Origin of the sequence: Asanoa ishikariensis, assembly GCF_900107455.1 — a bacterium.
In the GTDB taxonomy this organism is placed as follows: Bacteria; Actinomycetota; Actinomycetes; order Mycobacteriales; family Micromonosporaceae; genus Asanoa; species Asanoa ishikariensis.
In genome coordinates this window covers 54,903-76,610 of record NZ_FNQB01000004.1, presented here as the reverse complement: position 1 = coordinate 76,610, position 21,708 = coordinate 54,903, and the positions used below count along the sequence as shown (strand labels likewise).

At 70.3% G+C, this 21,708-nt stretch carries 13 protein-coding genes; 7 read left to right on the top strand and 6 right to left on the bottom strand.

The window, feature by feature from the left end:
* Window positions 1-39: 39 nt before the first annotated feature.
* Complete coding sequence (locus BLV39_RS33180; protein ID WP_090801044.1) at window positions 40-1,434, top strand: FAD-binding oxidoreductase; 1,395 nt, start codon at window positions 40-42, stop codon at window positions 1,432-1,434.
* Window positions 1,431-4,082: a DUF4062 domain-containing protein gene (locus tag BLV39_RS33175; RefSeq protein WP_090801042.1), complete on the top strand. Its 2,652-nt coding sequence runs from the start codon at window positions 1,431-1,433 to the stop codon at window positions 4,080-4,082. The genes BLV39_RS33180 and BLV39_RS33175 overlap by 4 nt, the downstream gene beginning before the upstream one ends.
* A gap of 12 nt (window positions 4,083-4,094) precedes the next feature.
* Here BLV39_RS33175 and BLV39_RS33170 read toward each other — a convergent pair whose 3' ends face one another.
* On the bottom strand, window positions 4,095-4,310 hold the full coding sequence (locus BLV39_RS33170; RefSeq protein ID WP_204082740.1) for a hypothetical protein: 216 nt from the start codon (window positions 4,308-4,310) through the stop codon (window positions 4,095-4,097).
* A gap of 83 nt (window positions 4,311-4,393) precedes the next feature.
* Complete coding sequence (locus BLV39_RS33165) at window positions 4,394-7,159, bottom strand: ATP-binding protein (protein ID WP_090801039.1); 2,766 nt, start codon at window positions 7,157-7,159, stop codon at window positions 4,394-4,396.
* Window positions 7,160-7,475: 316 nt separating this feature from the next.
* On the opposite strand from BLV39_RS33165, the gene BLV39_RS33160 reads away from it, so the two are divergent.
* Complete coding sequence (locus tag BLV39_RS33160) at window positions 7,476-7,982, top strand: sigma-70 family RNA polymerase sigma factor (protein WP_090801037.1); 507 nt, start codon at window positions 7,476-7,478, stop codon at window positions 7,980-7,982.
* Window positions 7,983-8,018: 36 nt separating this feature from the next.
* On the opposite strand, the gene BLV39_RS33155 is transcribed toward BLV39_RS33160, so the two are convergent.
* Window positions 8,019-8,594 carry an MBL fold metallo-hydrolase gene (locus BLV39_RS33155; protein WP_090801036.1) on the bottom strand — a complete coding sequence of 192 codons (576 nt, stop codon included), beginning with the start codon at window positions 8,592-8,594 and terminating at the stop codon, window positions 8,019-8,021.
* A gap of 163 nt (window positions 8,595-8,757) precedes the next feature.
* Between BLV39_RS33155 and BLV39_RS43290 the strand changes: the two genes are divergently transcribed.
* Window positions 8,758-9,192, top strand: a complete 435-nt coding sequence (locus tag BLV39_RS43290) for an acyl-CoA thioesterase (RefSeq protein WP_176985216.1) — start codon at window positions 8,758-8,760, stop codon at window positions 9,190-9,192.
* Between the two features lie 16 nt (window positions 9,193-9,208).
* Here BLV39_RS43290 and BLV39_RS33145 read toward each other — a convergent pair whose 3' ends face one another.
* A complete protein-coding gene (locus tag BLV39_RS33145; RefSeq protein ID WP_090801034.1) occupies window positions 9,209-10,402 on the bottom strand; it encodes a cytochrome P450 family protein in 1,194 nt (397 codons plus the stop codon).
* 48 nt (window positions 10,403-10,450) lie between these two features.
* Window positions 10,451-13,195 (bottom strand): ATP-binding protein, encoded by a 2,745-nt coding sequence (locus tag BLV39_RS33140; RefSeq protein ID WP_090801032.1) that lies wholly within the window; start codon window positions 13,193-13,195, stop codon window positions 10,451-10,453.
* Between the two features lie 414 nt (window positions 13,196-13,609).
* On the opposite strand from BLV39_RS33140, the gene BLV39_RS33135 reads away from it, so the two are divergent.
* Entirely contained in the window at window positions 13,610-14,911 is a 1,302-nt protein-coding gene (locus BLV39_RS33135) for a BTAD domain-containing putative transcriptional regulator (protein WP_090801030.1), read from the top strand.
* 25 nt (window positions 14,912-14,936) lie between these two features.
* Here BLV39_RS33135 and BLV39_RS33130 read toward each other — a convergent pair whose 3' ends face one another.
* Complete coding sequence (locus tag BLV39_RS33130; protein ID WP_176985215.1) at window positions 14,937-17,726, bottom strand: AfsR/SARP family transcriptional regulator; 2,790 nt, start codon at window positions 17,724-17,726, stop codon at window positions 14,937-14,939.
* A gap of 152 nt (window positions 17,727-17,878) precedes the next feature.
* Here BLV39_RS33130 and BLV39_RS33125 point away from each other — a divergent pair, with 152 nt between their 5' ends.
* Window positions 17,879-18,673 carry an AfsR/SARP family transcriptional regulator gene (locus tag BLV39_RS33125; protein WP_176985214.1) on the top strand — a complete coding sequence of 265 codons (795 nt, stop codon included), beginning with the start codon at window positions 17,879-17,881 and terminating at the stop codon, window positions 18,671-18,673.
* Window positions 18,674-18,676: 3 nt separating this feature from the next.
* Window positions 18,677-21,706, top strand: a complete 3,030-nt coding sequence (locus BLV39_RS33120) for a lantibiotic dehydratase (protein WP_090801024.1) — start codon at window positions 18,677-18,679, stop codon at window positions 21,704-21,706.
* The last annotated feature ends 2 nt before the right edge of the window (window positions 21,707-21,708 follow it).

Genomic DNA, 21,708 nt, shown 5'->3' with positions numbered 1-21,708 from the left:
TGTGGTGAGACCTGCCGGACGATTCTCGTCGTCAAGGTCATGGCAACGGACACTGATTTCCAGCAACTGGCGGAAGAGGTCGACGGCCCCGTCCTCCGCCCCACCGACCCCGGGTACGACGCCGAATGCTTCACCTACAACCTGTTGACCCCGCTGCGGCCTGTGGTGGCCGTTGGCGCCACGAGCCCGGGCGACGTGCAGGCCGCGATCCGCTTCGCCGCGAGGTTCGGGCTCGCCGTCGCCATCCGCGGCGGCGGACACATGCAGCCGTACACCGCGCAGGACGCCTTGCTCGTGACGCTCGATCGCCTCAGCGGTGTCACGGTCGACGTCGATCGGGCAACGGCGCGGGTGACGGGGGCTGCGCGCTGGTCCGAGGTGATCGATGCGACGACACCGTACGGGCTCGCGCCAATGAGCGGCTCCTCTACCACCGTGGCCGTCATCGGCTACGCCCTTGGTGGCGGCCAGAGCCCGATCTTCGGCCGGCCGCACGGCTACGCCTCCGACCATGTGCGGTCATTCGACATCGTCACCGCCGACGCGCAGCTTCGAACGGTGAGCGCCGAGGCGGAACCCGAGTTGTTCGCGGCGCTGCGCGGCGGGAAGGGCAACTTCGGCGTCGTCACGGCCATGGAGATCGCGCTCTTTCGGGTGACCTCGGTCTTCGCCGGCGGCATCTACTTTCCGGCCAGTCAGATCAAAGAGGTCCTGCACACGTGGCGCGACTGGGCCGCGAGACTGCCGAAGCAGGCCACCACGTCGGTCGCGATCCAGAATCTTCCTCCGATCGACGAGTACCCCGAAGTGCTGCACGGCTCGCATGTCGTGCACGTCCGATACGCCTACCTCGGGCCGGCCGCGACAGGCCGCGCCCTGCTGGAACCGATGCGAGGCGTCGGCACCAGGCTCCTGGACACCATCGCCCAGCAGCCCTACCGGGAGGCCGCGGCGCTGCACAACGACCCGGTGGGTCCGATCCCCTACCAGGACCGCAGCCTCGGCCTGGCCGCGCTGCCCGACGAGGCCTTGGAGACATTGGTCGGGCTGACCGGGCTGGGTAGCGGCAGCCTGCTGGCCAGCATCGAACTGCGAGCCCTCGGCGGAGCGCTGGACCGGGTGCCGGCCAGGCCCGACTTCGTGCCCAGCCGCGGATTGCCGTACCAGCTATTCGCGTTCGGGGTCGGCGACGGTGCGTTGATCCCGGTGCTGCACGACCAGTTGGAGCGCCTGTTCGCGGCGATGCGCCCGTGGGCCGACCTGAAACACCGGCGGATGCTGAACTTCCTGTCCCCGGAGGAAGCACTCGATCCGCACACGCTGAGCGAGGTCTACGGAGCGGATAACTACGACCGTCTCCTCGCCATCAAGCAGCGGTTCGACCCGCACACCATGTTCCGGATGAACCACACCGTTCGGCCCCGGCAGGCATGACTGATCCAGGGGCCATCCTGACTCCGGACCAGCGGCTGCGGGTGTTCGTCAGCTCGACGCTCACGGAGCTCGCCGCCGAGCGCGCGGTGGTGCGGGAGGCCGTGACCGCGCTGCGTCTGCACCCGGTGATGTTCGAGGCCGGGGCCCGGGCGCACCCGCCGCGCGAGGTCTACCGGTCCTACTTGGCGCAGAGCCAGATCTACATCGGCGTGTACGACCGGAGTTACGGCTGGGTCGGCCCGGGGATGGACATCTCCGGCCTGGAGGACGAGTTCCGGCTCGCCGCGGAAACGATGCCACGGCTCATCTACGTGCGGGAGCCGGCACCGGACCGCGATCCGCGCCTGGAGAGGCTGCTCGACTCGATCCGGCAGAAGGGCGAGCTGTCGTATCGCGTCTTCAGTTCGACCGAGGAGCTGCGCGGTCTGGTCCAGCAGGACATCGCGGTGCTGCTCTCGGAGCGCTTCGAGCGCACCGGCGGTCTTGCACCGCGCGAGTCGGAGCCGGCGGACGTGCACCGCCTGCCGGTGCCGCGCACCGCGCTGCTCGACCGGGAGGCCGACCTCGACCTGCTCCGCGCGCTGGTGACCGACGAGCGGGTGCGGCTTGTGACGCTGGCCGGCCCGGGCGGCGTCGGCAAGACCCGGCTGGCCGCCGCGGTCGCGGAGCGGGTCTCCGCCGGCTACCCCGACGGGGTCCGCTATGTCGACCTGTCCGCCGCGACCAACCCCGCCGCGGTCGGCGAGGCGTTCGCCCGATCCCTGCGGCTGCGTACCTCCGGCGGGGTGCGCTCGCTGGACGACACCACCTCGTTCCTGCGCGCCAAGCGGCTGCTGCTCGTCGTCGACAACTTCGAGCAGGTCGCCGGCAGCGCACCGCACCTGGCCGCGCTGCTGCGCGCGGCGCCCGGCGTCACCGCGCTGGTGACCAGCCGTGCGCCGCTGCGGCTGACCGCCGAGCGGGTGTTCACCGTCCAGCCGCTGCGCACGCCGCCGCCGTCGACCCGGACGGCGTCCGCGGCGTTCGCGGCGGGGTTCAGCGCCGTCCAGCTCTTCGTCGACCGCGCCCGCGCGGCCGACCGGCGATTCACGCTGACCGACGAGAACGCCGGCCCGATCCTGGAGATCACCCGCCGGCTCAACGGCCTGCCGCTCGCCATCGAGCTCGCCGCCGCCCGCGTGCCGCTCCTGCCACCGTCGGCCATCGCCGCCCGCCTCGACGACCAGCTCAGCCTGCTCACCCGCGGTCCCCGCGACCGGCCGGCCCGGCAGCGCACGCTGCGCGACACCCTGGCCTGGAGCTACGACCTCCTGCCTCCGGACGCGCAACGGCTCTTCACCCGCATCGGCGCGTTCGCGGGCGGCTTCGACCTCGCCGCCGTCGAGGCAGTTGCCGGCGAGGACGACACCGACGTCCTCGTCACCCTGGAATCCCTTGTGGACGCCGCGCTCGTGGAACCGGACACCGTCGACGAGCCCGTCCGGTTCAAGGTGCTCGACAGCGTGCGCGACTTCGCCCGGGAGCGGCTCGCCGACGAGGGCGACGCCGTCCGGGAGCGGCACGCCGCGCACTACCTGGCCGTCGCGGCGAACGCCGAGCCACACCTCAACACCGGTGCGTCGGCGGAGTGGCTGGAGCGACTGGACCGGGACCACGGCAACTTCGACGCCGCGCTCGACTGGCTCCTCGAGCGGCGCCGGCCCGCCGACGCCGTCCGGATCGGCTGGTCGATCTGGCAGCTCTGGTGGCGCCGCGGCTACCTCGACGAGGCCGTGCGCTACCTGCGCCGAATCCTCGAACAGCGCGACCTGCTGCCACCAGCCCTGCGTGGCCGGGCCCTGGTCGCGTCCGCCGCGATGGAGTTCGTGTCCCACCAACATGATCGGGCACGCCCGGCGTTCGAAGAGGCCCGCGTGCTGGCCCGCGAAGCGGGCGACAACGCCGTGGAGGCACGGGCGCTCGGTCCGCTGGCGAGCTACGCCGCCCAAGCAGGCGACTTCGAACAGGCCCGCGAGCTGCTCGGGAAGGCGTACGAGCTGGCCGTTCGCACCGACGAGCACTGGTTGACCAGCCTGTTCCACAGCCGGCTCGGCATGGTCTCGCTGCGCACCGGCGACCCGGACGCGGCCGCCCTGCACCTTGCGGAGGCGCAACGGATCTCCGCCCGCGTCGGCGACGACCTCGGCCTCGTCGTGGCCCGCTACACGGCCGCGGTGATCGCCGTCGCGCGCGGCGACTCGGTCAGCGCGCACGAGAGCCTGCGGGCGGGTCTGCGCGAGTCAGCCGCCAGCGGGGACGTCTCCAGCGTGGGCCTGTTCCTGGTCGCGCTCGCCGACCTGGAAAGCGCCCGAGGTCGATGGGTGCGGGCGGTGCGGTTGGGTGCCGCGGCAGCCACCTTCCAGACGCCGTCGAGCGTGCTCTGGATGACGGCGTACGTGCCGCCGTGGCCGACTCTGGGCGAGGACAACGCGACACTGCGGCAGCGGCTCGGCCCCGACCGGTACGACCAGGCCCGGCGCGACGGGGAACGGCTGGGGTTGCAGGGCGTCGTCGCGGAGACGGAGCGCGGCGACGACGTCCACGGAGGAGGATCGTTGCGGCAGGCTCAGGGCCGGCTCACACCGTGCGTGCGAGCCGGCCCGGGGTGAAGTGGTCGGGTGTCAGCGAGTTTCGCCGGCGGCGTTCTGTGCGGCGGTCACGATGACGTCGGAGACGACGCCGGCCTGCGTCAGGTACAGGGCATGGCTGGCCGAGACGTTGGTGATCGTCGCGCCCATGCGCTTGGCCATGTGCTGCAGCATCGCCTGGTCGAACGACTTGTCCTCCGTCGCGATGACAGCCCAACTCGGCTTGCCGCGCCAGGCGGCGTTCGTCACCGGCGTCGCTGGCATCCGCCGCGAAGCCGGCCTTGAACGTGGTGTTCATGGCTCCAGGCTCGACCAGAAGGGAGCGGCGAGAATCAGTCATTTGCCTGTGGCGAGGGGTGGTCGGTGGACAGCGCGTCGCGCAGGCCAGCGCGGGAGGAGATCCCTAGTTTCGGGAAGATCCGATAGAGGTGGGCGCCGACCGTGCGATGAGACAGGAACAATCGCTCACCGATCTGTTTGTTGCTCAGGCCGCTCGCGGCCAGGCGGGCGATCTCGAGCTCCTGGGTGGTCAGCGTGACCGGTCCCGGCTCTTCGGCGATGGCCGGGCGATATCCGGTGGCCCGTAGTTCTTGCGCACTGCGGGTCAACCACGGCTCGGCGCCGATGGCGGCGAAGCCGGTGCGAGCCTCGAGCAGATGTTCGCGGGCGCGGGCGAAGGATTTGCCTCGGCGCAGCTTTTCGGCGAAGGCCAGCCGGATGCGACAGGCCTCGAAACGCCACCTTTGCGCGGCGGAGGAGCTGAGCATCTCCTCGAGGTGCCGGCCCGCCTCGTCGTCGTCGAGGACGAGAGCGTCGACGCCACGCTGGATCAGCGCCATCCGGGGAGAGATCCCCGCCAGGTTCGCCCTGCGTACGGCGTCGGCGTGGGCTCGTGCCTCGGTCGTCCGGCCGGTACGCAGTGCGGCTTCGACGAGATCGAGGACGGCCCACATGGCGACCGGTACGTACGGTGCCAGCACTCCGACGGGACTGATGGCAGTGGCGTGGAGATAGGCGGACTGGAAGTCGCCCTCGGCCGCGGCGGCGATCGTACGTGGATAGTGCGCGATGGCCGTGGCTCCGGCGACTCCTCGCGGGAGCGCCCAGCGGGTTATCTCGTCGGCCAGCGCATAGGCCTCGTCGGTCAGACCACGGCCGGCCGCGATGTTTGCCCGGTTGAACAGGAAATACCAGGTGAGAAAAGGCAGGCCAGCCTCAGCGCAGAGTTTCTGGCCCTCTTTCGCCAGTTCCTCGGCTTCGTCCCACCGGCCGGTGAGGTAGCCGTCGAGACCCAAGTGCATGAGCGCCCCGAGCTGACGACGCGGTGCACCGCCGTCCCGGCCCTGCTGGACCAGGCGCCACGCCGACTCCCGGATCTCGGCGAGCCGGTCGACGTACACCGCGGCGGTGCCGATGCGCATGGCCCTGGTGAGGTCGTCCTCATCGGCGAGGGTGGCGAGCAGGGCGTCCAGGTCGGTTCTCGCGGCCGCGCCGGTGCGTACCGGGTCTGGGAACGTCTTGCTCATCACCGCGAGGATGTCCGACGGCCCGGGAGTGAGCCGGTCGAGGGCGCGGTTGAAAACCGCCCAGTGCTCGGGCGTGCCGGCATACCAGGAGAGCAGAAGCAGGGTGTGCATCGCCTCGTCCAGCGCCGGGTCGTCGGCGCGCCAGCCATGCCGTCCGGTTTCGATGGCGCCGGCCAGCAGCCGATGGGCGGTGTGCACGTCGCCGTCGCCGTTGATCATCAGCAGGGCGGCCGCGCTGGCCGCGTTGAGCGCCCCCGAAGGATCCGGGTTGGTGATCTGCGCCTCGGCCAGCAACGTGCGCAGGTCATCGCGTGCGCCGCCGGCCTCAGCGCCCAGGTAGGCCGCCTCCGCGAGCCGCCGCGCGCGATTCTCCCCGGAAGCGCTCAACTCGGCGGCGCGAACCAGTGCCGACACCGCACCGAGTACGTCGCCGCGCTGCATGACGCGCCGAGCCGACTCGTCGAGCATGGCCGCGATCGACTCGTCGGGATCGGCCGCCGCGGCGGCCAGGTGCCAGGCGCGGCGTTCCCAGTCACGCGGGAGCGCGGCGGCGATGTCGAGGTGGGCGTCCCGCCGTTCGGTGTGTGTGGACATGGCGACGATCGCTGACTTGATCAGTGGGTGGCGAAAGGCGATCCGGCCGGTGGCGCCGTCGACCCGGACGAGTTGGGCGCGTTCGGCGGGGGCCAGGTCGGTGAGGCTGGTGATCCCACGCAGGACCCGGAGCTCACCGCTGCCCTCGAAGGTCGCCAGCAGCAGCAGTCGCCGGGTGGCCTCGGGCAGACCGCCGACGCGCGCGGCGAACACGGCCCGCAAGCGGTTGTTGAGCGGGACGACGTCAGGGCCCACACCGCCCGTTTCCGTCAGCGGGGCCGGCGGGTCGACCTCCGTGAGGGTGGCCGGCAACTCGACGAGAGCGAGCGGGTTGCCCTCGGCGAGGTCGAGCAGCCGCTGGCGGACCTGCGGCAGCAGGTCCGGGTAACGCGCGTCGACGAATCGCGTGGCGGCCTCCGGGCTCAGCGGCTGCACGACCACCTCGGTGAGGCCGCGGCGGTCGAGCAGACCTTCGGTGCCGATGCGCGAGGACGCCACGACGCCGATCGAGGTGCCTTGGACCCGTCGCGCGATGAAACCGAGCACGACCGCGCTCGGTCGGTCGACCCACTGCACGTCGTCGACGAGCAGCAGGACGGGTGTCTTCCGCGCGATGGTCGACAGCAGTGAGAGCGCCGCGTTGCACACCAGCAGCACAGGCGGTGGCGGACCAGGACCGAAACCCAACGCGACGTTCAGTGCGTCACGCATCCCGGGTGGCTGCCGCGGAATCTCGGTGTGGACGGGCAGCAGCAACTGGTTGAGAACCGAGTAGCTGATGTCGGCCTCGAACTCCGAGCCGGAGGCGCGTAGGACGCGCATCCCGTCGTCGACCGCGAGTTCCGCGGCGGCGGTGAGGAGCGCGGACTTCCCGACACCCGGTTCGCCGCGGACCATCCGTACGTCGCCGCCGCCGCGCACCGACTCGAGGAAGCGGGAAATGCGCGCCAGTTCGACCTCACGTCCGAACAGCTCCATGGCGGAAACCTCCGTCGGGTGAGGTGCCCGGGTAGCCACATGAATTATATCGTGCATTTCCGTCGCGTTGGTGCACCCGGGCAATGCAACGGCACGGCCCCGGTCACCACGGATGTGAGCTGTCTCCCATCGACGTCCGACCAGTCCGTGCGAGCAATTCCGTTCCGCCCCTGCTAGGAGCGCTGATCGCATCGACAATCCTCGCGCCGATCAAACGGCGGTATCTTCGGCCCTGGGCCGATGTCACTGACAAATAAGAAGGAATACATGCCTGCCCATTTAGCCTTCGCGGGTGCTCAACGCAACGGAGGCAAGAATGGCGTCCGACCCGGCTTCGTACATGCGGGAAATTCACGACGATAATCGTCGCTCGCTGCTCGCCTTTCTGCGAAGCCTGATTCCGTCGCACAGTTTCCCCACCGCGGAGGATCTGTTTCAGGAGACGATGCTGCGGGCCTGGCAGCACCTCGACGCGGTGCCGCCGGAACCGGAAGGCCAGCGGCGGTGGCTGTTCACGGTGGCGCGCCGGCTGGTGGTGGACGCGCACCGTCGGCGGCAGGCGCGCCCCGTGCAGGTCATCCTGGCCGATGCCGCCTGGATCCACTCGCGCGACGACGACCAGGGCGCGATGGTCGCGCGACTCATGCTGCGGCACGCTGTCGGCAGTCTCAGCCGCGCTCATCGATCCGTCCTCTCCGAGCTGTACGTGCACGGCAACTCGTTCACCGAGACCGCGACCCGGCTGGGCGTCCCGGTCGGCACCGTGAAATCTCGGGCCCACTACGCCATGCGGTCCATCCGCGAGGTGCTGTTCGAGGAATGAGGCGTACCCGCCGGAGGGACTCAAAGGGTGTCAGGGCTAGAAAGGTGTCCTGGTGTCCGGCGCGAACGGCGCACCGTGGCCCGGCACGATCAAGGCCGGGTTCATCGCGAGCACTCGTTCCCGGGAAGCTCGCAGCACATCGCGGTCAGTGGCGAACGGGTCGTCCACCGGGCCGAACTCCGACCACCAGAGATGGGTGCACGCCACCAGGCCGTCCTGGGTCTCGACGAGCGTGGTGACGTCCTGGGCGGTGTGCCCGGGCGTCCGCACCAGGCACACCGCGTCGGAGAGGCTGCTGACGCCTGAGTCGTCGGCGAACTGGCGAGGCACCCACAGGTCGTTCTGGTACGTCGCCTGGAAGTCGTGGACGCGGGCGTTGGGAAATAGCGCCGCGTTGACTGTGTGGTCCGGGTGGTGGTGGCTGAACACGACGTCCGTCACCGCACCGGTGTCCACTCCGGCCGCTGCGAGCGGGTCAAGGATCATCGAGCGGTTGGCCACCATGCCGGGATCGATCACCGCGATGAAGTCGCCGTCGCGGACCAGTGCGACCGTCCCGGCAACCCGCTCGCCCGCGTACCCGATGGACAAGATCTTAAGTTGCGCGCTCACACCGGCCTCCTTCTCCTCGCGGTTGGTGGGTCTACTCTCAGCCGCTCCGGCCGGCGCCGAATCAGTCATTCGTCTCGGCTCACGACGTGAACCGTCATGCCTCGCGCGCGTCAGTAGATGCGGGCACCCGCCCAACCGGCCCACACCAGCGGAGGCATCACCCATGACCCACTCGACGCACATCATCGTCCGCAGCGACGACATCGACACCAACGGCCACGTCCGGGGCGCCCAGTACCTCAACTACGCCGTGCACGCCCGCTGGACCGCTCTGTTCGAGGCCGGCCTGTCACTCGAGAAGATCACCGCGGCCCGCCTCGGGCCCGTGGATCTCGACGACTCCGTCAAGTACCTGCGCGAGCTCACCTTGGGCGACGAGATCGACGTCCACACCCGCTTCGAGTTCCCGGCGCCGCGCTACGTCAAGGTCATCCAATCGGCCGTGCGCCGCTCGGACGGCGCCGTGACTGCCGAGGTGGTCAGCACGACCGGGCTGATGGACCTGACCGAACGCAAGCTCGTCAACGACGTCGCCGAGCTCTGGAGCCGTTTTCTGCGCGCCCCCGAGCTCATCGGCCTGCCCGAGGCGGTCGGGTAGGCGCACTCCCCCACCTTTAGCGCGTCGTCACGACGAGGTCCTCGAGACCGCGCAGCAGCGCGCTCGCCCGCCAGCGGGGAACGAATCCGTCGGCGAGGCGCGTCTCGGGCAGGCATGACACCAGCCTGGTGAAGGCGATCCGCGCCTCCAGACGGGCAAGCGGCGCCCCGAGGCAATGGTGGATGCCGTGGCCGAAGGCGAGATGGACGCTGCGGGTGCGCGCGGGCTCGAACACCTCGGGCTCGGCCATAACACGGTCGTCGTGGTTGGCCGACAGCAGCGAGAGCAACACGGTCGAGCCCGCCGGGATGAGCTGACCTCCGTAGCTGACGTCCTCGGCAGCCATGCGGTGGGTTCCCAGTTGTACGGGACTCTCGTACCGCAGCATCTCTTCGATGATCTTCGGCAACCGGTCCGGATCGGCTCGTGCCTCGCTCCACCACGTGCGATCCCGCAGCAACAGCCAGGCGCCGTTGCCGATGAGATTGGCGGTGGTGTCGTAGCCGGCCAATATCAGCAGATAGATCGTCGAGACGAGCTCGTCCTCGGTGAGCTGATCACCCTGGTCGGTCGCGGTGGTCAGGGCGGAGGTCAGGTCGTCTCCCGGCCGCTCACGTTTGCCCGCCACCAGGTGGCGGATGAAGGTGATCATCGCGACCACCGCGCCGGGCAACTCGCTCTTGCGGTGCACGCCGGAGGCGAGAATGCTCGCCCACTCCGTGAAGTCGCCGCGCTCGTCCAGCGGCACGCCGAGCAGGTCCGAGATGACCGCGACCGGGAGCGGGAAGGCGAATTCCGTTACCAGGTCGTGCGTTCCCGGTGTGTCGAGCGCGTCGATGAGTCGGTCCGTGGTGGCCGTGATGGCCGGCGCGAGCTCTCCGATTCGGCGCGGCGTAAAGGCGCCCTGGATCATCCGGCGCAGGCGGGTGTGGTCCGGAGGCTCGACGGTCAGCATGTTCTGTGCGGTGGCGGCGTAGACCTCCGGAGGCAACTGGGGCCGGAACCCGAGCGGGGACAACAGGCCGTCCTTGACGAGGCGCGGGTCGGCCAGCGCGCGGCGCACGTCGTCGTGACGGGTCAGCAGCCAGCCGGTCCGTCCGTCCGGCAGGCGCAGCGGCGCCACCGGCCACCGCTCGCGGAAGTCCGCCAGCTGACCGTGGACGTCACCGTCGAAGAAGCCCAGGAACGGTTTCTGAGTTGTTGGTTCCATGCCGATGTGGACGCAGTCGCACGCGCGGAGTTCACGGGGGCTCTCCGCTCAACGGCGTCTGCGCGCGGAGCCTTGTCCGGCAAGCGCATCGCGCAGTCCGGCCCGCGCCGTGATGCCGAGCTTCGGAAAGATCCGGTAGAGGTGAGCGCTCACCGTGTGATGCGAGAGGTGGAGGCGCTCGGCGATCTGCTTGTTGGTCAGGCCGCCGGCGGCCAGCTCGGCAATCTCGATTTCCTGGTCGGTCAGGGCGGTCGGCGGCAGGTGGGCCGGGCCGTGCCGATACCCGGTGGCTCGCAGTTCGTGGACGGTGCGAGCGAGCCACGGCTCGGCACCCATGGCGGCGAAGCCGATCCGCGCGTTGAGCAGGTGGGCTCGGGCGGCTAAGGGCTCCTTGCGGCGACGGAGACTCTCGGCGAAGGCGAGGCGGATGCGCGACGCCTCGAACAGCCAGCGCTCCGCGTTGGGCTCCGCCAATGCCTTCTCGAGCCGTACGCCGGCCGCCTCGTCATCGAGGACCAGGGCGTCGACCCCGTGCTGGATGAGCGCCATCCGAGGCGAGAGCGATGCCACGTCAGCCGCCCGCATGGCATCGGCGTGTGCCCGTGCCTCGGCGGTCCGGCCGGTGCGCAGCGCTGCTTCCACCAGATCGAACATGACGGACGTGGCCACCTGAACGAACGGCGCCAGCTCGCCGGCCGGGCTGATCGCGGTGGCGTAGCGGTAAGCCGATTCGGCATCACCTTGGGCCGCCGCGGCCAGCACGCGCGGGTGGTACGCGATGGTCACCGCGAGGTCGACACCACGGGGCACGGCCCACTGGGTCAGCTCGTCCGCCAGCTCGAAGGCCTCGCCGACCCTCCCTCGACCGGCCGCGAGGAGGGCTCGGCAGTACAGGAAGTTGAAGATCAGGAACTGCGACCCTCTCGTGGCGCAGAGCTCCTGTCCCTCCTGGGCCAGTTGCTCGGCCTCGTCCCATCGGCCCGTGAGGTGGTCATCCAGGCACAGATACATCAACGCGCCGACCTGTGTGCGGGGCGCGCCGCCCGCACGGCCGTGCTGGACCAGCCGCCACGACGCACCCCGTAGGTCCCCGAGCCGGTCGAGGTAGGAGGCCGCGAAACCGATCCGCATGGCTCGAGCGAAATCCTTCTCTCCCGCCAAGCTGTGCAGCAGGGCTTCGAGCGCGGGCCGGGCGGCGGCACCGGTGCGTACCGGATCGGGGATGATCGCGCTCGTCACCGCAAGGACATCCGACGGGCCCGTTTCGAACTGGTCCAGGATGCGACGGTAGAGCGCCCATTTCTCCGGGCTGCCCGTGTACCAGCACAGCAGCAGCAACGTTTGCACGGCCTCGTCAAGCGAGGGATCCTCGCCCTTCCAGCCATGATCGCCACTCTCGACAGCTCCGGCGAGCAGCCGAATCGCCGTGTGAACGTCACCGCCGCTGTCCAGCATCAGCAACGCCGCCGCGTTGGCCGCACGCAGCGATGTGGCGGAGTCCGGACTTGCCGCACGGGCATCGGCCAGCAGCAGGCCGAGGTCGTTCCCCGCCCCACCGGCTTCGGCCCCGAGCCAGGCCGCCTCGACCAACCGCCGGGCCCGGTTCTCTTTGGTGGCGCTCAGCTCGGCCGCCCGCACCAGGGCGGCGACCGCCCCCGGCACATCCCCGCGGCGCAGGATCCCTTGTGCCGACTGCTCGAGCAACGCCGCCACTGTCTCGTCCGGCCCGTCAGCGGCCTCGGCCAGATGCCAGGCGCGACGTCCCGGGTCACCGGTGAGCACGTCGGCGATGGCGAGGTGGGCCAGCCGGCGTTCCTCGTGAGTCGCCGATGCGACGATCGCGGACTTCATCAGCGGGTGGCGGAACGTGACGCGGGCTTTCGCGTCGTCCACCGTCAGGATCTGCGCGCGCTCCGCCGACGCGAGATGGGCGAGATCGGCGATGCCGCGGACGACGCGGAGGTCTCCGTGACCCTCGAACGTCGCAATCAACAGCAGTCGGCGCGTGTCGTACGGCAGTTCGGCGATCCGCGCGGAGTACAGCCGCTGAAGCCTTTCGCTCAGCGGCACCACAACGGTCGGTTCGCACTCGTGAGCGGGCGACCGCAACAGCGTCCCCGGCAACTCGACGAGCGCGAGCGGATTGCCCTGTGCCAGATCGAGCAAGCGCCGTCGGACGTGCGAGGGCAGCTCCGGGAAGCGGGCGTCCACCAGCCGTGCGGCCGCCTCTTCGGTGAGCGGCTGTGCCTCCAACTCAGCCAGGCCGCGCCAATCGAGATGACTACCGGTGCCGGTGCGGGAGGACACCACAACGCCGATCGGTGAACGCTGGACACGTCGCGCGATGAAACCCAACGCGACGGCGCTCGGACGGTCGGCCCACTGCACGTCGTCCACCAGCAGGAGGATCGGCGTCTGCTCGGCGACAGTTGCCAGCAACGACAGAGCGGCGTTGCAGACCAGCAGGGCGGCCGGCGCCGCTCCGGGGCCGAGGCCCAGCGCGACCGTCAGCGCGTCACGGAGGCCGGGAGGAAGGTGCTCGATCTCCTCGCGCAGCGGCACCAGCAACTGGTGGAGGACGGAGTAGCTGATGGTCGCCTCGAACTCCGAGCCGGACGCCCGCAACACCCGCATGCCCTTGTCGGCCGCCAGTTCGGCGGTCGTGGCGAGGAGTGCGGACTTGCCGATTCCCGCGTCGCCCCGAAGCATGCGGATGTCGCCGCCGGAGCGAACCGACTCCAGGAAGCGCTCGATGTGCGCGAGCTCGGCTTCCCGCCCGAAGAGACCTCCCATGGCAACGCCCCGATCGGCTCAGCACTGACGTACGAGCCTATTGCATGGTCGACGGCTGGTGGCTGCGTCTTGAGTCAAACGACCTAACCCTGACCGCTTCAGGAACTCTGGCCACGTCCGGTCCCGACGCCGTCGGCCCGGCAAAGATCGGACATTCGGGCCGCCGCGCATCGGTATCGCGCGGCGCCGCCTTGGAATCAGGTGCATTTGACTGATGCACGAGGACGCCCCGGACTCGAACCTGGTAACCGACGGCGCCGGCTCGGGCGCCTCGGGGGGAGTACACCATGCAACGGCCGCCATCGGTCGTCGGCGAGATCGGTCCGGGCGCCCTGGCCAGGCCCGGATGCCGGCGTCGGGTCGAGCACGTGCGGGTCAGGGCCGCCCGCCTCCGCGCGGCGGAAAGGTCAAGCCATGGCTGATCTCGGCGACAGGTCCCCGCCCCTACTGTTCGAGATCCTGGGCCCGGTCCGGGTGCGGCGGTATGGCCAGGAACTCGATCTTGGCCCCCGTCAGCAGCGCCTGATTCTGGCGCTCCTGCTGACCCGGGCCGGCGAACAGGTGAGCACCCCGGAGGTGACCTCGATGTTGTGGGGGAACCAGCCCCCTGCAAGTGCCAAGAACATTGTCCACCGCTATATAGGCAACCTGCGCCGGCTTTTCGAACCGGACATCGCACCCCGGGTCCAGGGACGCTGGATCACCTCCGACGCAGGCGGCTACCGCGTCATGGCCGACGAGAACAACCTGGATCTGCTGGCTTTTCGTAAGCTTGCCGAGGAGGCTCGTGCGTCCGTCAGCACCGGCGATCCAGAAGCGGCGGTGTCGGCCTATGCGAAAGCCCTGGAATTGTGGCGGGGACCGTGTGCCGGAGCTGCGGACCTGTTGGCCGATCAATTGGCGCCATTCAGTGCCATCGACCACGAGTGCGCCGTTTCCGCCGTCAAGGCAGCCGATCTATCGCTTCGTCTCGATGGCGGTCGCTCCGTGCTCGGCACGTTGAGACGGGTGGCGACGTACCACTTCTTCGACGAAACGCTCCAGGCCAGGTTGATGTTGGTGTTGTCGGCCGCCGGCCAGCAGGCTGAGGCGATCGCCCGCTACCACTCGCTGCGCCGGAAGCTGCACGACGAACTGGGCGTCGACCCCGGCGCCGAGGTTCAAGCGGCCTATCGCTCCATTCTCGAGCGATCCAGCGCACGGACGAAGGACACCCCACCCCACACGGTCGTCCCGCCCAGCCGGACGTCGTCCTCCCACTACGACGGCGTGACACACACGACGTCCATCACCGTCGGCAGCGACGACATCGGCGCCAACGGGAGTGTCCGGAGCCCGCGGTACCTCGACTATTCGATCCGGGCGAGGTGGGCCGCTCTCACCGACGCCGGCCTGTCGATCAAAGACCTGACGGCGGCGGGCCTCGGGCCGGTGGAGCTGGACGTGTCGATCAAGTACCTGCACGAGTTGGTCCTCGGGGACGAGGTCGACGTCATCACCCGCTTCGAGTACCCGGCCCCGAAGGTCGTCCGGCTCGTCCAGTCGATGATCCGCCGCTCCGACGGCGCCCTGACCGCCGTCGTGACCAGCGTGAGCGGCCTGATGGACATCGCGGAGCGACGGCTGGTGGACAACGCCGCCGCGGTATGGGCGGAGTTCCTGCGTGACCTCGCCGTCGTCGACCTGGCCGGCTGCCCGAAGGGCGATCTCGCGTGAGCCCGCAGCGGCAGGCTCAAGGGCCTCACGGACGCCGGTCCGCGGCGACGGCAATGCGGTCGCGGATCTCGTCGGCCGCCGTTTCGTCGATGTCGACCATGATCTTCAGGGCCGGCTCCCAGGCGTCGTGGGCTGCCGCCTGTTCGCCGGCGGCGTGGTGGGTGTCGCCCAGGTGCGTCAGTACGGTGGCCTCGAGATGGCGGGCCCCGGCTTGGCGGGCCAGCGTCAGTGCGTGGCGGTAGGCGTCCGCCGCCTGAGCGAAGTCGCTGAGGTGGTGATGCGCGAACCCGATGCTGTCCCAGGTGTCCGCCATCGCGCGGTGGTTGTTGGGGTCGATGAGACGCAGTGCTCGTTGGCAATAGGTCAGCGCCTCGACGTGGTGGCCGAGTTGTGCGTGACACCAGCCGATGGCGTTGAGCGCGGCGGCCTGCTCGTTGGCGTCTTCGGCTTGCTCGGCCCACGTCAACGCTTGCTCGGCATGGTGGAGTGCGCGTGTCGGGTCTTGCCTGTGGTCGTAGAGATTGGACAGCGAGTGGTGGACGACCGACTGCCCGAACGCGTCCCCGGAGCTCTCGTACAGGCGCAGTGCCTGGCTCAGTTGGGCGCCGGCGTTGTCGTCGTGGCCGAGCAGCATGCACGCGTAGGCGAGCCGGCGGTGCGCGAACGCCTGCGCTCGCACGTCCGGCAGCGTCCCCGCGACGGAGAGCGCGAGCTGCCACGCATGGGCGAAATCCGACCAGTGACCTTGCCGTTCCAAAGCCGAGTCGGCGGCCCACGCGAGCTGCCAGGCCTGCGTCGAGATTCCCAGGTCGCTGGCCCGGCCGAGCACGGCGAGCAGGTTGGTGCGCTCCGCGGCGAACCAGGCGAGAGGTTCGATGAACCGGCCGACATTGGTGTGCGGAGCCGGGTCGCCCAATGGGATCAGGCTGGGCCGACGCCGCGGGCTCAGTTGCCGGTCCGCCGCGACCGCGGTGTGCAGGTAGTGGTCGAGAAGCCTCCCGAAGGCATCTCGCCGCCGATCGGGATCTTCTTCGTCACACGCGAGTTCCGTGGCGTAGCCGCGGAGCAGATCATGCAGCGCGTACCGGCTCGGGTTTGGCTCCGCGAGCAGAGAGGCCCACATGAGCTCGCTCAACTGAACGCGCACCTCGGTCTCCGACAGCCCGGCGAGGCTCGCCGCCGCGGAGAGTCCAATGTCGCCACCGGGGTTCAGGCCGAGCAGCCGGAACAGACGGGCCGCGCCTGGTGTGAGGGCGTGGTAGGACCAGGAGAAGACGGCCCGGATCCGGGTCATCGAGTCTCCGCCGTCCAGCGCGTCCAGCGGCCGGTCGGCTGCGGCCAGCTCGTCCGCTACTGCCGTGAGCGGGAACTCGGTCTGCTGGGCTCGTGCGCCGACGATGGCCAAGGCGAGCGGCAGCCCGGCACACCACGTGACGATTCGCTCCGCCATGCCCGGCTGCTGCCGTACCCGGTCGGGACCGAGCCGGCCGATCAGCAGCTCGTGTGACTCAGCTGGCGACATCAGTCCGAGTTGGAGCGGGCGCGCCCATTCGGTGACAACCAGACCCGTCAACTGATGCCGGCTGGTGACGAGGACGGCGGCGGTGGTCGTGTCCGGCAGCAGCGGGCGGACGTGGTCGGCATCGCGGGCGTTGTCCAGGACGACGAGCATCCGGCGGCCGCGGATCACGCTTCGATACTGCGCCACTCGGGCGTCCAGGCCGTGGGAGATCTCCGCGGCCGGTACGCCGAGCGCGTCGAGGAAGCGCCGCAACACCTCGGCGGGATCCAGTGCCTGGCCAGCCGGACCGAAGCCGTTCAGGTTGACGTACAGAGTGCCGTCCGGGAATCGGTCGGACACCCGATGCGCCCAGTGGATGGCCAGCGTGGTCTTGCCGACGCCGGCTGTGCCGGATACGGCCGCGATCGCCATGGCCGATGCGCTCGGGCCGGCGTCCAGCAGGTCGTCGAGCCAGGTGAGGGCGGCTACCCGCCCGGCGAACGACGGCGTGTTGGCGGGAAGTTGCGCAGGTGCCACGGCGGCCGGTCGTGCCGGCTTCCGGACGGGTGGACCGAGTGGCTCACCGCGCAGGATGGCGTCGTGGACTCGCTGCAACCGGTCGCCTGGCCGCACCCCGAGCTCCTGAGCGAGCTGGTCAACCACCCGACGGTAATGGTCGAGCGCCGCGACACGCTGGCCGCCCCGATGCAGCGCGGTGAGGTACTGGCTGGCAAGACACTCCCGGGTCGGCTGCATCCGGACCAGTTCGCGCAACTCGTCGATGAGCTGGCCGTCATGGTGGCCGAGACGCAGCTGGGCGGCGACCCGTTCCTCGATCGCCGACCAACGCGCCTCGTCGAGTCCGGGAGCCAGGTGCTCGCGTACGGCGGGATCGAGGTCCGCCAGGGCAGGCCCGTTCCAGAGCGCGAGCGCTTCGTGCAGCACCTTCGCCCGCGCCTCGTCGTCGTCGGTGTCCCAGGCGGATGCGACCAGCCGATTGAACCGATGCAGATCGATGTCGTCGGGGTTGGCTTCCAACAGGTAGCCGGGTGCCTTGGTGACCAGTCGCACCGGGCCGTCGTCGGAATGCTGCGAGAAGAGTCGACGCAATCGCGAAATGCCCACCTGAACCGCGTTACGGGCCGATTTCGGGGGCTCACCGGTCCACAGGACACCGGCGAGCCGCTCGACCGGGACAACCCGGTTGACCTCCATCGCGAGCATCGCCACCAGGCAGCGCTGCTGAGGTGGCCCGAGTGGCACTGGGACGTCGCCGTTCCAGGCTTCGACCGGTCCGAGCAGGCGCAGCTTCACTGGATGACTCCCCCTGTGGGCGGCGCTGTATAGGCCCTGATCCATGGATGCTAAGCGGTCGATAAGCGCCCTGCTCTAGCGTTTCGGCCATGCGCCATGACCTGGTCAGCCATCGCACGCCATCTTATCGGGCAGACGAGAGGGATCGCTTGGTGAGGTTCTCCGTCCTGGGGCAACTAGAGATCCGTCGCGGCGCGACCGTGCAGCATCTTCACCGGGTCAAGCCGAAGGTTGTGCTCGCGCTCTTGCTTGCCAACGCCAATCAGCTCGTGTCCCGGTCCATGCTGGTCGACGAGCTCTGGGGTCAGCAGCCCCCGGCATCCGCTGCCGCCAACCTCTACACCTATGTCTGGGCGATCCGTAACACCCTGGCCGTCGACGGCTCCAGCCACCGGCTCAGCTGCACCACCACCGGCTACCGGCTGGCGATCGACGCTGGCGAGCTTGACGCGCTCGCGCACCAGCAGCTGACCAACCAGGGACGGGACGAACTGCGGCGCGGCGACGTGGCCGAGGGGGCCGAGTCGATCCGCCGCGCGGTCACGTTGTGGCGGGGCCAACCCCTGGCCGACCTGCCGACGACCCCGGCGATCGACCGCTGGATCGACTGCCTGCAGGAGCAACACCGGTCCGCGGTGCGCGACTGGACGGACGCACGGCTCCGGCTGGGCCTCGACGACGAGCTGGTAGGCGGGTTACGGGCCTCGGTCGACGCGGATCCGCTCTGCGAACGCGTACGCGCTCAGCTCATCATCGCGCTCTACCGGGCCGGACGGGTCGGTGAGGCCCTCAACGCGTTCGCCGACGCCCGCCACACCCTCGCCGAAGAGCTCGGTCTGGAGCCGGGCCCGCTGCTGGCCGGGATCCAACGGGCGATTCTCGATCGTGACCCCGCCCTCTCCAACGGAGACCCCTCCCCCTGGCTGTCCCCCGCCTTCGGACGGTAGCCGATGGTCGGCCACCAGCAGCCACGCTTCACCGCGACCGGGTTCGTCCTCGTGCGCGCACCCGCGTTGCCGCGGGCTTCCGCGCCACCGCCGCCCGGTGGAGTCTCGGACGTCCACCTGCGACGGTACGTGCGGGACCTGGTCGGCCGACCCGAGCTGCTCGATGCGGTTCGGCTCGCCAGCCCGAGCCTCTCAGAGGCAGCCGAACGCAGTGACTCGGCGAGCGGCTCGCGCCTTGTCCGACTGGCCACCGGCCTGACCGGCTACGCGTTGCGGATGAGTCACCGACCCACGCCGTCAGGGCTGTTCGCGGGGATCGCGATCGGGACCATCGGGGACAGCGCCCGGGTCCGCGTCGGCGTGCGGCACCACCACCACGCCCGGCCGGACGCGTCCTGGCTGCTCTCCGTGGCCGCCCGGCTGGAGCGGGAGCCGGACCTGCTGGCGCGAGCGCGGCTGGTCGCTGACGCGACCGTCCACGAGCGCGGTGACCACCTGGTGTTACCGCGACGTGGGGTGGAGACAGTCGTCCAGGCCACCGAGCCCATTCGGACGCTACTGCGCACGGCGAGCGCTCCGATCGGCTTCGCACGCCTGCTGGAGGAGGCTGCCAACGCCCTGCCGGACTCGCCGACCCGCTTCCTGCCCGAACTGATCGGACGGTTGGTCACGCTGGGCTTCCTCCACTCCGACCTCACACCGACCTCCGAGGTGGACGACGGCCTTGGCCACGTGCTCGACCGGCTGGCCCATCGGCCGGACCACCCAGCGAATCCGGTCTTGCGGCACATCCGTTCCGGGCTCCGCGAGTACGAGGCGGCGATCCCGTCACGAAGGGCGGCGATCTTCGACCGTGTCAGCGCGACGATGCGGTCGCTCCAAGCGGCCGATCGGCCCATCCGCGTCGACCTGCGGCTGGACGCGGAGGTGCGGCTGCCCCACGGTGTCGTCGACGAGGCGGCACGGGCGGTCGAGGCGATCTGGCGGATGTCCGGCCCGGCGCGGCGTTCGCCGTTGGCCGCCTACCACCGGCGCTTCTTCCACCGCTACGGCCCTCGACGGGTGGTGCCGCTCGCCGAGCTGCTCGGCGCCACCGGGCTCGGTCCGATCACTGGCCGGAACCGCGCACCCGCCACGCCGCTGCCGGGCCGGCGCCGGCTCCTCGCCGAGTACGTGCACGCAGCAGTGGCGGAAGGTGCCCGTGAGATCGTCCTCGACCAGGCGGCCGTGGCTCGCCTGGCCAACCAGGACCGCGACGTCGACGCTCCCGCCGAAGTAGAGCTGTACGCGGTCCTCCGTGCCGCATCACCGTCCCATTTGGACGCTGGCGACTTCCGCCTGGTCCTAGGTAGGTCGCTGGGGACCCGTCGGCTCGGTGCGTCGTTCGGTCGGTTCTCGGCGCTCCTCGGCCAGGCGGCGGGCCCGGTGCGCGAAGCGGTGCGGGCGGCGTACACCGATGGCGCCGTGCGGCATGCCGTCCTCGTCTGCCGCACGGCGGGCGAGGAGGCGGCGAACTGCGGCGCCGCCCCCGACTGGATGGACCGCCACATTCGCGTCGGCGTCGGCCCTGGGCTCCGCGGTGGCGGCGAACTGCCCCTGTCGGCGTTGGGGGTCACCGCGACCGAGCACCGGCTCCGGCTGGTCACGCTCGACGACGGACGCGACGTCGTGCCCATCCGGTTCGACCTGCTGCATCCCGGCGCGCTCGAATCGCCTGTCGCTCGTCTCCTCGACGAGCTCGCCACCGGCTACCGCGGTGAGCTCACCGGCTGGGACTGGGCCGGGCTGGACGAGGCGCCCTTCCTGCCGCGGATCCGCCTCGGTCGTACCGTCCTGTCATCGGCCCGCTGGAACCTCAGTCCCGCACTCACCGGGCCGGCAGCGGACGCGGCGTCCTGGGCAGACCGGTTCGCCCGCTGGCGAGAGGCCGTCCGGCTCCCCGACGCCGCGCTGCTGCGTACGGCGGACGACCAGTACATTCCAGTGAACCTCACCGATCCCCTGCATCTTCGGATGCTGCGCCAGCAGGTCGCTCGCACGGCCGGGGCATGCCTGCTGGAACTGCCCGGCGGTGAGGACTGCCCGGACGGGTGGTTCACCGGACCCGATGGCGCACACACGGTCGAGTTGGTGATCCCGTTGACCGGGCCCCGACCGGCACCGCCCGAGCCCGTTTCCGTACGCGGCGCCCCGCCACGCTCCGACCGGCTCGTCCTGCCGGGCGGCTCGTGGCTCTCTGCCCGGCTCTACGTACCCCGATCGACAGAGCTGATCGTTCTGCGCGAGCACCTGCCCGGCCTGCTCGACGCGCTCCTCGGTCCTCTCCACGTGGACGCTTGGCACTTCGTCCGGTTCGCGGATCCGGCCTCGCACCTGCGGCTCCGCTTCCGTTCCACGGACGAGCGGCTGTGGAGCGCCGGCCTCTCGGCCGTCCGGGACTGGACGGAGATGTTGCGCCGGCGAGGGCTCGCCGGCGAACTGCTGCTCGACGGGTACGAGCCCGAGATCGAGCGGTATGGGGGCCTCCACGCGATCGCGGCCGCCGAGCGCGTTTTCACCGCCGACAGCCTGACCGTGCTGGACGAGTTGCGCTCCGCTCCGGTCGGCGCCGAGCCTCTCCTGGTCGCCGCTGCCGGCATCGTCGACCTCGTGCGCTCGCTGGGTGACCCGGAGCTCACCGCGGCGTGGTCCGCCCGACCGGTCAGCGCGGCCGGGCGCGCCGTGTTCACCTCCATGCGCCGCTCGGCCGTAGCGCTCGTCGACCCAGCGGACGACTTCGCCTCGATCCGCGCTCTACCCGCTGGGGACGCTCTGGTGGCCAGTTGGACACGGCGCCGGTCGGCCCTGGCCGAGTTGGGCCGCCGGCTTCATCTCACCGAACGGCCCGCCGGTGTCGCCGCCAGCCTGGTCCACCTGCACTGCAACCGGCTCCTCGGGCTCGACACCGAGGCGGAGCACGCGGCGGTGGCTATCGCCCGCGGCGCGATGCGGGCCCACGCGGACCGCGCCCGCCATCACCAACCAAGCACATAGGA